Genomic DNA, 13,773 nt, shown 5'->3' with positions numbered 1-13,773 from the left:
TTAACAGGGCCTAGGGGATTGAAATTGGACATCGACGGTTGGCTCCGCGGGATCGGCCTCGCCCAGTATGCCGAGGTGTTCCGTGCCAACGACATCGACATCGAGCTGCTAGGCCGGCTGACCAACGACGACCTCAAGGACCTCGGCGTCGCATCGCTTGGTCATCGCAAGAAGCTGCTGGAAGCTATTGCCGGGCTTGCCGCCGTTCCGGTGTCGCTGCAGCCCGCGTTGATTGGACCGAAGGCGCAGGATGCTGCCGAGCGCCGCCAGGTCACGGTGATGTTCGCGGACCTTGTCGGCTCGACAGCCCTCTCCACCCACATGGACCCGGAAGACCTGCGCGATATCATTTCCGCCTATCAGAAATGCGCCGCCGAAGCCGTGCGCCGCTTTGGCGGGTTCGTGGCCAAGTACATGGGCGACGGCTTGCTCGTGTATTTCGGCTATCCGCGGGCGCATGAGGACGACGCCGAGCGGGCAGTGCGGGCAGGGCTGGAGCTGGTCGCTGCGGTGAGCGCACTCAAGTCACCCGTTTCGTTGCGAACCCGCGTCGGCATTGCAACCGGCCTCGTTGTAGTCGGCGACCTGATCGGATCGGGGGAGGCACAGGAGCGCGGCATCGTTGGCGAGACGCCGAACCTCGCGGCGCGTTTGCAGGGGATCGCCGAGCCGAACATGGTCGTCATTGCGGAGAGCATGCGAAAACTTCTCGGCAATCTCTTTGAGCTCACGGACCTCGGGCCGAAGGATCTTAAGGGCATCGGCGGGCCGGTACGGGCCTGGGCCGTGCTCCGGACGAGTTCGGTGGCAAGTCGCTTCGAGGCGCTGCACGCGGCCGGCCTGACCGCGCTGGTAGGGCGGGAAGAACAATTCGAGTTGCTGCAACGGCGCTGGTCGAGAGCAAAGACCGGTGAAGGCCAGGTGGTGCTCATTTCCGGCGAGGCCGGTATCGGTAAATCACGACTCACGGCCGCACTGCTGGAAAGCCTCGCCGAGCCGCACAAGCGCTTGCGCTATTTCTGCTCGCCGCAACATACTGACAGCGCGCTTTATCCGGTGATCGGGCAGATGGAGCGGGCCGCGGGGCTAGCGCATGACGACACCCCGCAAGCTAAGCTCGACAAGCTCAATGCCGTACTCGCGCAGACCTCAACCTCTATCCAGGACGTCGCGCTCTTTGCCGAGATGCTGTCGCTGCCGAATGATGGACGATATGCCGCGCTTGAGCTGACCCCGGAACAGCGCCGGCAAAGAACCCTGGAGGCCTTGACGACACAGTTCGCCGGATTGGCCACGCGGCAGCCGGTGCTGGTGATCGTCGAGGATGCGCATTGGGTCGATCCGACGAGTCTGGAAGTGTTCGGCCGGACGGTGGACCAAATCAAGACTCTCCCGGTGTTGCTCATCGTGACTTTCCGTCCCGAGTTCAGCGCGCCCTGGGCCGGGCAATCGCATGTGACCAGCCTGAAGCTGAACCGGCTTGCGGAGAACGAAGCAGCCGCCATCGTTGCAGGCCTGGTCGGCAGCAGGCAGGTGCCGGCAGATGTCGTGGCTGAGATCATCGACCGCACCGACGGTGTCCCGCTGTTCGTAGAGGAAATGACCAAGGCGGTGTTGGAGGCTGAGAGCGAAGGCGAAGCACGAAGGACCGCTGCTGCGGTCCCATCCTCGGTCCTGGCTGTCCCTTCAAGCTTGCACGCAACGCTGATGGCGCGACTTGACCGCCTTGGGTCAGCGAAGGAGATCGCACAAATTGGCGCAGCGATTGGGCGGGAATTTTCGCATGCCTTGCTGGCCGCCGTTGCGATGTGGAACGAGCGCCGCCTGTGTACTGCGCTGGATCAACTCCTGGACGCTGGGCTGTTATTCCGGCAGGGCGTGCCGCCCGGAGCCTCCTATCTATTCAAGCACGCCCTGGTGCGGGACGCCGCCTACGGCTCTCTTTTGCGCGAGCCGCGTCGCAACCTGCACGCTCGCATAGCGGGAGCCGTGGAAGGCGCCTTCCCGGAAGCGGCTCAAAGCCGCCCCGAGTTGTTAGCGCACCACTACTCGGAGGCAGGAATGATCGAGCGGGCAGCGAAGCTCTGGGGGATTGCCGGCCAGCGCTCGATCTCCCGCTCTGCGCTGGCCGAGGCAGCCGCTCAACTGAGCCGCGCGGTGAGCCAGATGGCAAGCCTGCCAGAGACATCCGCGCTGCGCCGCGAGCAGATCAAGTACCAGATCGAGCTCGTGACCGTCCTTATGCATGTCAAAGGTTATGGGGCGCCGGATACCAAGGCGGCGGTCGATCATGCCCGCCTTCTGATCGAGAAGGCCGAGGCGCGGGGTGAGCCTTCCGAGGACCCGCTGTTGCTGTTCTCCGTACTCTACGGCGCCTGGGTGCTTAATGTGGCCGCGTTCAACGGTGAAGCTGCCGGCGCTCTTGCAGCCCAGTTCATGGCCCTCGCCGAAAAGCAACGGATGACGGGACCGCTGATGCTTGCGCACCGTATGGTCGGAATGACCGCGATGTCCACCGGGGACCAGGTCGCAGGACGAAGGCATCTTGATCGGGCGCTCGCGCTTTATGATCCCGCGGAGCACCGCGCACTGGCAACGCGTTTTGGCACCGACGCAAGGGTCGCTATCCTGGAGTGGCGTTCGCGGACGCTATGGCTCCAGGGTTACCCCGATGCTGCCCTCAAGGACGTCGACGAGTCGTTTAGGGGGGCGCGAGAGATAGGTCAGGCTGCCACGCTGATGCATGCTCTGGCCCATTCAATTGCCACCCTGATTCTCTGTCGTCATCACAAGTCTGCAAGCGTCCGAGCAGCCGAACTCGTCGACCTGGCGGAAGAAAAAGGCTCTTTGTACTGGAAAGCGAATGGATTGATCTGGCAGGGCTGCCTGTCGGCGCTGACTGGCCGGTCGTTGGATGCGATCGAGATACTCACCACAGCAGTCGCAGCTTACCGATCGACCGCGGCAACAATTTATATGCCTTTCGTGTCGCTGCACCTGGCGCGCGCCCATGCGGAACTAGGGAACTTCACTAACGCCTGGCATCACATCGACGATGCGATCGCAGGAACGGAAAGGAGCCAGGAAAAATGGGCCGAGTCGGAAATGCACCGTACCGCTGGCGAGATCGCGCTGATGCTTCCTGAGGCCGACGAGACCAAGGCCGAAGCCTGTTTCGAGCGCTCCCTTACGGTGGCGCGCGGACAGAAGGCCAAATCCTGGGAACTTCGCACGGCAACAAGCCTTGCACGGCTCTGGCGCGACCAAGGCAAGCGACCGGCGGCCCATAATCTTCTTGCCTCGATCTACGGCTGGTTCACCGAGGGCTTCGATACGCTCGATTTGAAGCAAGCCAAGGCACTACTGGACGAGCTGAACACCTGACAAATCAATTTCGAAACGGCCTCTAGGCGGACCCGAGCATCGCCTTCAGCTTCTTGACCGCGCTGTCGGGCGTCGTCAGCACCTCGCGGCCGGTGACTTCGGCGACGCGCTCGGCCGCCGGCGCCATGCTGTATTGCGCGAGCGCGATCAGATCGCAGTCGCGTAAATCCCTGGCTGCCTCGACCACGATGCGGTCGTGCTCGGCGCGGTCGCCGCGATCCAGCGCCGCCAGCGCGCCCTCGGCGAGTTTCGGCACCAGCGTAACGTGTGATGGAAATTCCGGCGGCATCGACACCAGCGTCGGCGGGAAGGTCGAGAGCAGTCCGATCCGTTGTCCCTTGCCGACCGCCTGCTCGATCATCGCCTCGTTCGGCTTCAGCACCGGCATCGGCGCATGCGCGCGCGCCACCGCCTCGATGCAGGGGCCGAACGCCGAGCAGGTGAAGAGAATGCCGTTGGCGCCGGTGCTGACCGCATAGCGGCCCATCGTGAGGAACCGCTCGGTCATGCGCTCGCTGAGCTTGCCGTCGCGCGCAAGATCGGCCGAAAGGCTGTCGTCGAGCAGGTTCATCAGCCGCGCCTCCGGCCAGTGGCGCGCGAACGAGGCTTCGATCGGGACGATCGAGTGCTTCAAGGCGTGAATGAGAGTGATGCGCATTGATGTTTCTTGTTCTCCCTCTCCCCGCTCTTCGCGGGGAGAGGGTTGGGGTGAGGGGCTCTCTCCCCGTATGCGGGGCGAGGTGATCGGTTACTTGAACGGGATCGCGTACATCAACCCACCTTTGCTCCAGGTGCCGTTGAGGCCGCGCTCGAGCTTCAAGGGGCTCGCCTTGCCGACATTGCGCTCGAAGATCTCGCCGTAATTGCCGCCGGCCTTGATCGCCGCGACCAGCCATTTGTTGTCGAGGCCGAGCCGGCTGCCGAGATCGCCGGACGCGCCGAGCAGGCGCTGGATCGCCGGGACCTGCGACTTCGTCATCTCGTCGACATTGGCCTGGGTGACGCCGAGCTCTTCGGCTTCGACGAGGCCGTAATGCAGCGAGGTGATGATGTCGCTCCAGACCTCGTCGCCGTTGCGGGTGAACGGGCCGAGCGGCTCCTTGCTGATGGTCTGCGGCAGCACGACGTAATCTTCAGCCTTTGGCGCGGCGGTCGCGACCGCGCCCGCGAGCGCCGAGGCGTCCTGGGTCATGGCATCGCAGCGGCCGCCGAAGAAGGTCTGGTACATGGTGTCGGGCCGGTCGAACACCAGCGGCTTCCAGTCGATGCCGTTGGCGCGGCCGTAGTCGCCGAGCGTCACCTCATGCGTGGTGCCCTGCGCGACGCAGACGGTCGCGCCCTTGAGATCCTTCAACTCCTTCACGCCGAGGTCCTTCTTCACCACAAAGCCCTGGCCGTCGTAGAAATTGACCGGGCCCTGGCGCAGGCCGAGCGTGGTGCCGCGCAGATAGGTCTGCGTCGAGTTGCGGTAGAGCACGTCGATCTCGCCGGACTGCAGCGCGGTGAAGCGGTTCTGCGCGGTCAGCGCAACGTAGCGCACCTTGGCGGGATCGCCGAGCACTCCGGCGGCAAGCGCGCGGCAATAGTCGACATCGAGGCCCTTGAAGTTGCCCTGTGAGTCCGGCGCCGAGAAGCCGGCAAACCCGGTCGAGACGCCGCACACCAGCGTGCCGCGCTGCTTGATGGTGTCGAGCGTCGCCGCGCTTGCGCCCGCGATGCCTGCGATGAGAACAGCTGTAGTGATCAATCCCCTGTACATTTTACACCTCCTCCTAATGACCAATGTCCTTGAGCGCGCTGTCTACCGCAGCGCCGAGCCTTTCGACGATCATCTCGATGTCGCCGGAAGTTGCGATATAGGGCGGGGCGAGCAGCACATGGTCGCCGCGCTGGCCGTCGGCGGTGCCGCCCGACGGATAGCAGCCGAGCCCGCCGGCAAACGCTGTGGACTTGATCCGCTGATGCAGCTTCAGCTTGGGATCGAACGGCTGCCGCGTGCCGCGGTCGGCAACCAGCTCGATGCCCCAGAACAGGCCACGGCCTCGGATGTCGCCGACATGGCGGTGATTGCCGAAGCGCTCGGTGAGCCGCTGCTCGAGCTGGCGGCCGCGCGCCTTGATCTGGTCGAGCAGCTTCTCCTCGCTGATCACCTTCTGCACCTCGAGCGCGGCGGCGCAGGCGAGCGGATGCGCGAGATAAGTGTGGCCGTGCTGGAACGCGCCGGAGCCGTTGCGTACGGTGTCGACGATGGTGCTGCTGGCAAGCATCGCGCCGATCGGCTGGTAGCCGCCGCCGAGCCCCTTGGCGACCGCCTGGATGTCCGGCGCGATGCCCTCCTGCTCCCACGCATGCAGCGTGCCGGTGCGGCCCATGCCGCACATCACCTCGTCGAGGATCAGGAGCGCGCCGTGACGGTTGCAGATCTCGCGCACCGCCTTGAAGTAACCTTCCGGCGCCGGCACGCAGCCGGCGGTCGCGCCGACCACGGGCTCGGCGATGAAGGCGGCAACGTTCTCGGGGCCGAGCCGCTGGAATTCCGCCTCGAGCTCGGCGGCGAGCCGCGCCACGAAGGCGGCCTCCGATTCATCGTCGCGCTTCTCGTGATAAGCAAAAGCGGGCGTGACATGGCTGAACGCCGGCGACAGCAGCGGCGCATAGGGCTCGCGGCGCCAGGCATTGCCGCCGGCCGACAGCGCGCCCAGCGTGTTGCCGTGATAGCTCTGGCGGCGCGCGATGAAGCGGGTGCGCTTCGGCTCGCCGCGCTCGATGAAATATTGCCGCGCCAGCTTGATCGAGGCCTCGATCGCCTCCGATCCGCCGCTGACGAAGTAGACATAGCCGAGACCGCCGGGCTCGTGGCCGACCAGCCGCTCGGCGAGCTCTTCCGCGGGCTCCGACGAGAAGAAGCCGGTATGCGCATAGGCAAGCTTGGACGCCTGCTTTGCGATCGCGGCGAGAATCCGCGGATGCTGATGCCCGAGACAGGACACCGCGGCGCCGCCGGAGGAATCCAGAATGCGGTGGCCGTCCTCCGCGATCAACCAGACGCCGTCGCCGCCGACCGCTTTCGGCGGGGTTTCGCGCAGGCTGCGATGCATCACGCGGCTCTTGTTGGCGGCCAAGGGGACTGCCATGACGCTCATCCTTTCTCGACAAAGTATTGTGACATCTCGGTTAGCCGACCCTCGGTCTGCTCCAGCTTGCGCTTGGCGCCCGCGCCGCCCAGCGTGAAGGCGACGGCGGCCAGCGACTGCGCCACCGCAATTGCGCCGGTGAGGCTCGGGAAGAAGCCGGGCGAGGAGGCGGCCTCGAACAGCAAGAGATGATCGGCGCCCTCGGCCATCGGCGCGCTGATCGTGTCGGCGATCGCGATCAGCGTGGCGCGCGCTTGGTGCGCCGCACGCGCGGTCTCGACGCTGACCAATGTGTAGGGCGCAAAGCCGATCACGACCACGGCGTCGCCTGAGCGGAAGGCGCCATGGTCGAGATCGAACGGGCCGGAACCGCCGACCAGCTGCACGGTGTCGGGGCGGAACAGGCGAAGTTGATAGGTCAGGAGTTCCGCAACGCTGCGGCAACTGCGAAAGCCGGTGATCCAGATTCGATCAGCGGCGTGCAGCGCACGCGCGGCGTCCGCAATCGCGCTCGCGGAAATCCGCGCCAGCCCCGCAGCTTCAGCCTCGATCTTGTCGTGCACCAGTTTGACATCGGCATTCGGCCCGGCGCGGCGGCCCTTGGCGCGGCCGGAGAACGGCGAGCCCTGCGCCGGCCGTCGCGCCTCGGTGAGTGCGGCGCGCAATTCGTCCCAGCCGGAATAGCCGAGTGCCTTGGCAAGACGGGTGAAGGATGCAGGATCGGCGCCGGCGACCGAGGCGAGCTCGCGCATCGAGCGGGTGGTGGCGTCGTAATCATTGGCTGCGACAAAACGCCCGACTTCCTGCAAACGCGTCGGCAGCGACGGCAATGCGCTGCACAATTCGTTCAGGGGCGATGGTTTCGGCTGAGCCTGGGCCATGAAACATATGTTGCACGAATATCAATTTGGTGCAACATATGAAGTGCGCAGCCCGAATACGCTCTTGCGCATGGCAGAAGATCGCTTCTCACTGGGATCCTTGTGCTGTGACGACATCGACGCCGAAACGCACTCCCGCCCGGGCTCCAAGTCGGTCCTGGCGGCTTTCGCTCAGCGATCCCCGCGTCGCCGGCCTGTTCTGGCAGGTCCTGGTGGTCGCCATCGCGGTCGCCATCGTCGCCTGGCTGTGGTCGAACGCGATCCATAATCTCTCGGTGCGGCGCATCTCGACCGGCTTCGCCTTCCTCGGCCGTGAAGCCGGCATGCCGATCGCGGATTCCTGGATCGATTACTCGCCGAAGAACACCTACCTGCGCGCGTTCATCGTCGGCATCGCCAACACGCTGCGCGTCGCTGTCATCGGCATCGTGCTGGCGACCGTGATCGGCACGCTGGTCGGCATCGCGCGGCTGTCGTCGAACTGGCTGCTGGCGCGGCTCGCCGCTGTTTATGTCGAGGTGCTGCGCGACTTGCCGCTGCTGCTGCAGCTGTTGTTCTGGTACGTGCTGATGCAAGGCCTGCCGGCGGCGCGCCAAGCGTGGAAGCCGGTCGAGGGCGTGTTCCTCTCCAACCGCGGGCTGATATTGCCATCGGTCCCGCTGGACGCGGCCAATTGGTGGACGATCCTGGCGCTGGTCGCTGGCGTGATCGTCTTCACCTTCGTCAGGCGCCGCCTGATCGCGCAGCAGGTGCTCGACGGCAGAGTGCGGCCGGCCTGGCCTTACGCGCTCGGCCTCGTGATCGCGCTGCCTGCGCTGGTGTCGTGGCTGTCGGGCGCGAGCTGGAGCATCATGCTGCCGGAGCTGCGCGGCTTCAACTTCGTCGGCGGGCTGACCCTGGCGCCGGAATATTTTGCGCTGCTGATCGCGCTCGTCACCTACACTTCGGCGTTCATCGCCGAGATCGTGCGCAGCGGCATCCAGGCGGTGCCGCGCGGCCAGTCGGATGCCGCCAAGGCGCTCGGGCTGAAGCGCAGCTTCGTATTGCAGCAGATCGTGCTGCCGCAGGCGCTGCGCGTCATCATCCCACCGATGACCAGCCAGTATCTGAACCTGACCAAGAATTCCTCGCTCGCGGTCGCGGTCGGCTACCAGGACGTCGTCTCGATCGCCAACACCACGCTGAACCAGACCGGGCAGGCGATCGAGTCGATCGCGCTGATCATGATGGTGTTCCTCACCATCAGCCTCGGTATCAGCCTGTTCATGAACTGGTACAATGCGCGGATCGCGCTGGTGGAGCGCTGACATGAGCTCGGTCGCGCACCTTCCGCAGGATCCGTTGCCGATCGGGCCGCGGCCCGCACCACGGGCGCTTGGCGGTCATCTCACCGCGTGGCTGCGCGCCAATTTGTTCGCCTCGATCCCGTCCAGCATCATGACCTTGCTGCTGCTGTTCGTGCTCGGCAAGGCCTGCATCGGCCTCTGGCAATGGGGCATCGCCAACGCGGTCTGGATCGTCCCCGGCAATGACAGCAGCGCCTGCCGCGCGCTGCGCGGCGCCGGCGCCTGCTGGGCCGTCGTCCCCGAGAAGTACCGCTTCATCCTGTTCGGCACCTATCCGTTCGACGAGCAGTGGCGGCCGGCGCTCGCGGTCCTGATCTTCATTGCGCTGTTCGCGGTCTCGAGCCGCCGCAGCTTCTGGCGCAAGGAGCTGTTCCTGCTGTGGGCCGCAGCGTTGATCGCAATCGGATGCCTGATGTGGGGCGGTTTCCTTGGCCTCACCTTTGTCACGCAGGACCGCTGGGGCGGGCTGCCGGTGACCTTGATCCTCGCGACCTTCGGATTGGCGTTCGGCTTCCCGCTCGGAATATTGGTGGCGCTCGGCCGCCGTTCGAGATTACCGGCAATCCGCTCGCTCTGCGTGCTCTATGTCGAGTTGATCCGCGGCGTGCCGCTGATCAGCTTGCTGTTCATGGCGAGCGTGATGTTTCCGCTGTTCATGCCGGACGGCGTCAACATCGACAAACTGCTGCGCGCGCAGATCGCCTTCATCCTCTATGCCGGCGCCTACCTTGCGGAAGTCGTGCGCGGCGGCCTGCAGGCGGTGCCGCGCGGACAGTATGAGGCCGCCGACGCGCTCGGGCTGTCCTACTGGGAGAAGAACGCGCTGATCGTGCTGCCGCAGGCGATCCGCCACGTCATCCCGCCGCTGGTCAACACCTTCATCGCCTTCTTCAAGGACACCAGCCTGGTCCTGATCATCGGCATCTTCGATCTCCTGACGACCGCCAAGACCGCGATCGTCGATCCGGCCTGGCAGTCGTTCAGCGTCGAGGTCTACGTCTTCGTCGGCGTGATCTACTTCGCGTTCTGCTTTGCGATGTCGCGCTACAGCCGCGGCCTCGAGGCACAGCGCGGAACCAACTGAGCGATCGTCTCTCGCCAATTCCTGAATGTTCGGTTTGCCGTTGTGCCCGGGAGAACTCCGGGCATGACGACTTGGGGGCGATCAAGCCCCTTGCCAAGCCATCTCGATCCTATTTATGATCATAAAATGGATAAATCGGCTCTTCCCTCCCTGGACCCGTCGCGGCGCGCCTCGATCAAGCGCAAGCGCTCGGATGCGGTTGCCGATCTGATCCGCAGCCACATCTTCCAGGCTGGCTTGCAGCCGAACGACCGGCTGCCGCAGGAGGTTGAGCTGATCGAGATGTTCGGCTGCAGCCGCTCGACCATCCGCGAGGCCCTCAAATCATTGGAAGTGCAGGGGCTGGTGCAGAACACCACCGGTCCCGGCGGCGGCGCGCGGGTGGCGCCGGTGTCGATCAACCGGATCGTCGGCCTGCTCAGCAACTACTTCTATTTCCAGTCGATCAGCACCGCGCAGATCTACCAGATCCGTCGCCTGATCGAGCCGGAGCTCGCCTTCAGCGTGGTCGGCCACCTCACCGCGGAGCATTTCGCCGCGCTCGACAAGGCGATCGCGGTTCAGGAGCATCATCCCGGCGGCATCGCGGACTGGGAGCACCACCGCCACGCCGAGATCGATTTCCACGACATCCTGATCGAGGCCTGTCCCAATCCGCTGCTCGGCCTGGTCGCCCGCTTCGTCAACGAGGCGATCCGGCATTTGATCGGCAAACTCGGGGTGCAGGAATTCGCCTCGAGCTTCACCTGCGAGAATATCGAGTTTCACAAGCGCCTGATGGCTGCGTTCCGTTCCGGCAATGCCGCGCGCGCCCGGCGCGTGATGCTCGACCATGTGCTGAGCGCCGAAGCCGTGGTCGTCCCCGCGGAAGACCGCCGCATGGATCTGCCCGTCTTTCACCAGCCGTTGCGGCTCGACTGAACCGCATCGGCTGACTGTTGCATCACGCGTTGGAGGAAACAACAATGGTTACGCGGCGCGAGAATGAATTGTGGAGCTGGTCGGCCGTCGATCTGGCGCGCGCGATCGCGACGCGTGTGATCTCGAGCCGGGAGGCCGTGCAATCCAGCCTCTACCGGATCGCGCAGGTCAATCCGGCATTGAACGCCATCGTCGAGGTACTCGCCGATGAAGCGCTGGCCGCGGCAGATGCTGCGGATGCCGCGGTGAAATCCGGCGCGGCGCTCGGCATGCTGCACGGCGTGCCGGTCACGATCAAGGTCAATGTCGATCAGCGCGGCCGCGCCACCACCAACGGCGTCGTCGCCTTCCGCGACGTCATCGCGACCGAGGACAGCCCGGTGGTCGCGAATTTCCGCAAGGCCGGCGCCGTCATTGTCGGCCGCACCAACACGCCGGCCTTCTCGCACCGCTGGTTCACCAACAACGATCTGCACGGCGCGACCTATAATCCGTGGAGCCGGCGGCTGACGCCGGGCGGCTCCAGCGGTGGCGCCGCATCGGCCGTGGCCTCCGGCATGGGCGCGATCGCGCACGGCAATGATTTCGGCGGCTCGATCCGCTATCCCGCCTATGCCTGCGGCGTCTCCGGCCTGCGTCCGACGCCGGGACGAATTCCTTCGTTCAATCCGTCGGCGACTTCAGATCGTCCGATCACGGCGCAGATGATGTCGGTGCAGGGGCCGCTCGCGCGCTCGGTCGCCGATCTGCGCACAGCCCTTGCCGCGATGGCGCAGCCGGACGCGCGCGACGGCACATGGCTGCCGGTGCCCTTGCAAGGTGCGCCGCTCAAGCGTCCGGTCGGCGTTGCGATCGCGGCGGCGCCGTTCGGTGACGAGGCGTCGGAGGTCAGCGCAGCGGTGCGTGCCGCCGGACACTGGCTCGCCGAGGCCGGCTTTGCCGTGGAGGAGACCGTGCCGCCGCGGCTCGCGGAGGCCGCCGATCTCTGGCACCGGCTCGTCATCAATGAGGAGCGGCGCGTGCTCGCGCCGATGATCCGCAAGTTCGGCGACGTGAGGGCCCGCTACAATCTCGACGGCCATATTGCCTATGCACCTGAGCTCGATGGCGATCAGGTGCTGGCCTGCTTCGAGCAGCGGCTGGCCATCGTGCGGGCCTGGCAGCTGTTCCAGGAACGTTGCCCGGTCATCATCCTGCCGGTCTCGGCGCAACTGCCGTTCCGCTTCGATCAGGATCAGGAGGACGCAACGGTGGTGCGTGCGCTGCTCGATGCGCAGCGGCCGCTGCTCGCCGTCCCCGCGCTCGGCTTTCCGTCGGTCGTGGTGCCGACGGGGACCGCCGGCGGCGTGCCGGTCGGCGTCCAGGTGATCGCCGGCCGCTTCCGCGAGGATGTCTGTCTCGCGGTCGCCGAGGTGATCGAGGCGCGTGCGTCGACGCTGACGCCGATCGACCCGCGCGACTGAACCAACAACAAAGCACTCAACATAACGGGAGAACACCACGTGACGAATGCACCGATCTGGCAATGGTCCGCCGTCGAGACGGCCGGGGCGATCAGGAACAACGAAGTGACGTCTGAGCAGGTGGTTCGCGCCCATCTTGACCGCATGCAGGAGGCCAACCCTGCGCTCAACGCCGTCGTCATCGACCTCGGCGCGTCAGCGATGAAGGCGGCCAAGGCGGCGGACGAGGCGCTGGCGGCGAGCAAAGGGAAGGGCGGCACCGTCGGACCGCTGCACGGCGTGCCGGTCACGATCAAGATCAACATCGACGTCGAAGGCCAGGCCAATTCGAACGGCGTGGTCGCCTTCAAGGACAATATCGCGCCGGGCGACTCGCCGGTGACGGCCAATCTCAAGAAGGCCGGCGCAATCATCATCGGCCTGACCAACACGCCGGAATTCTCGCTCCGCGGCTTCACCGACAACCCGCTGCACGGCTTGACGCGCAATCCCTGGAACGCGGACGTGACCTGCGGCGGATCCTCGGGCGGCGCCGGCGCGTCAATCGCGGCCGGCATCGGCACCATTGCGCATGGCAACGACATCGGCGGCTCGTTGCGCTGGCCGGCGCACTGCAACGGCATCGCCACCATCAAGCCGACCCAGGGCCGGATTCCGGCGTTCAATCCCAGCGCCACGGCAGAACGGCCGCTGATGGCGCAGTTCATGTCGTCGCAAGGACCGCTGGCGCGCCAGGTTGCCGACGTGCGCCTCGGCCTCGAGGTGATGGCGCAGCGCGACCCGCGCGATCCCTGGTACGTGCCGGCGCCACTGACGGGGCCGAAGCCTGCCGCACCGGTCAAGGTCGCGGTCGCAAAGATCCCCGAGGACATGGCGACCGATCGCGGCGTGATCGCGCTTCAGCGCAAGGCGGCCGATTATCTGGCCGACGCCGGCTACGCCGTCAGCGAGGTCGAGGTGCCCGATCTCAACAAGGTCTGGCAGCTCTGGTGCGATCTGATCATGACCGAGACCCGCATCCTGCAGCAAGACCAGATGCTGGCGACCTCCAGCGCCGACTTCCAGAAGACGTTCCACGGCTTCATGGCGCTGGCAAATCCGTTGGACCAGGCCGGCTACATGAAGGCGATTGCCGAGCGGTCGCGCCACATCAGGAACTGGATGACCTTCCTCGAACAATATCCGCTGGTGCTGATGCCGACCTCGGTGCGCCAGACTCCGGAGGTCAATGCCGATCTCGGCGGCGACCAGCGCGTCAAGGAGTTGTTCTGGAACGACCTGCGCTTCATTTCGTCGATGAACGTGCTGGGGCTGCCGGCAGCCGTGGTGCCGGTCGGCCTGCATGAGGGATTGCCGGTCGGCGTCCAGATCGTCGGCGCGCGCTATCGCGAGGACATGTGTCTCGATGCGGCCGAGACGATCGAGCGCAAGGTCGGCATCCTGGCAAGGCAATTGTGGGAGCGGCGCTGAGGCGATTTCGAAACCATCGAGCACTGTAAGGAACGCCGCGGCGAGATCTCGCCGCGGCGTTCGCATGATCGGCGACGCGCGCCTGTCGGC

At 65.5% G+C, this 13,773-nt stretch carries 10 protein-coding genes; 6 read left to right on the top strand and 4 right to left on the bottom strand.

The features are described from left to right. Positions 1-24: 24 nt before the first annotated feature. Positions 25-3,384: an ATP-binding protein gene (locus tag ACVIGB_RS20560; RefSeq protein ID WP_456721277.1), complete on the top strand. Its 3,360-nt coding sequence runs from the start codon at positions 25-27 to the stop codon at positions 3,382-3,384. Between the two features lie 22 nt (positions 3,385-3,406). Here the strand turns inward: ACVIGB_RS20560 and ACVIGB_RS20555 are convergent, their stop codons facing one another. The 4 genes from ACVIGB_RS20555 to ACVIGB_RS20540 form a co-directional block, all read right to left on the bottom strand. Then, entirely contained in the window at positions 3,407-4,042 is a 636-nt protein-coding gene (locus ACVIGB_RS20555; RefSeq protein ID WP_456721278.1) for an aspartate/glutamate racemase family protein, read from the bottom strand. Positions 4,043-4,132: 90 nt separating this feature from the next. Then, a complete protein-coding gene (locus tag ACVIGB_RS20550; protein WP_092124669.1) occupies positions 4,133-5,143 on the bottom strand; it encodes an amino acid ABC transporter substrate-binding protein in 1,011 nt (336 codons plus the stop codon). A gap of 13 nt (positions 5,144-5,156) precedes the next feature. Then, positions 5,157-6,506, bottom strand: a complete 1,350-nt coding sequence (locus ACVIGB_RS20545) for an aspartate aminotransferase family protein (protein WP_456725120.1) — start codon at positions 6,504-6,506, stop codon at positions 5,157-5,159. A gap of 17 nt (positions 6,507-6,523) precedes the next feature. After that, positions 6,524-7,399: a MurR/RpiR family transcriptional regulator gene (locus tag ACVIGB_RS20540; protein ID WP_456721279.1), complete on the bottom strand. Its 876-nt coding sequence runs from the start codon at positions 7,397-7,399 to the stop codon at positions 6,524-6,526. Positions 7,400-7,593: 194 nt separating this feature from the next. On the opposite strand from ACVIGB_RS20540, the gene ACVIGB_RS20535 reads away from it, so the two are divergent. The 5 genes from ACVIGB_RS20535 (at position 7,594) to ACVIGB_RS20515 (ending at position 13,683) form a co-directional block, all read left to right on the top strand. Further along, the gene (locus tag ACVIGB_RS20535) at positions 7,594-8,706 is read left to right on the top strand and encodes an amino acid ABC transporter permease (RefSeq protein ID WP_456725121.1); all 1,113 of its coding nucleotides are present in this window, start codon (positions 7,594-7,596) and stop codon (positions 8,704-8,706) included. Between the two features lies 1 nt (position 8,707). Further along, complete coding sequence (locus ACVIGB_RS20530) at positions 8,708-9,829, top strand: ABC transporter permease subunit (RefSeq protein ID WP_456721280.1); 1,122 nt, start codon at positions 8,708-8,710, stop codon at positions 9,827-9,829. A 126-nt stretch (positions 9,830-9,955) separates the two neighbouring features. Beyond that, the gene (locus tag ACVIGB_RS20525; RefSeq protein WP_456721281.1) at positions 9,956-10,750 is read left to right on the top strand and encodes a FadR/GntR family transcriptional regulator; all 795 of its coding nucleotides are present in this window, start codon (positions 9,956-9,958) and stop codon (positions 10,748-10,750) included. Positions 10,751-10,794: 44 nt separating this feature from the next. Then, positions 10,795-12,213 carry an amidase family protein gene (locus ACVIGB_RS20520; RefSeq protein WP_456721282.1) on the top strand — a complete coding sequence of 473 codons (1,419 nt, stop codon included), beginning with the start codon at positions 10,795-10,797 and terminating at the stop codon, positions 12,211-12,213. A 39-nt stretch (positions 12,214-12,252) separates the two neighbouring features. Further along, complete coding sequence (locus ACVIGB_RS20515; protein WP_456721283.1) at positions 12,253-13,683, top strand: amidase family protein; 1,431 nt, start codon at positions 12,253-12,255, stop codon at positions 13,681-13,683. Positions 13,684-13,773: the final 90 nt, after the last annotated feature.

The organism is Bradyrhizobium sp. USDA 4341 (assembly GCF_054063755.1).
Note: the sequence above shows the minus strand (reverse complement) of the source record. Positions and strands in the feature narration are given on the sequence as shown.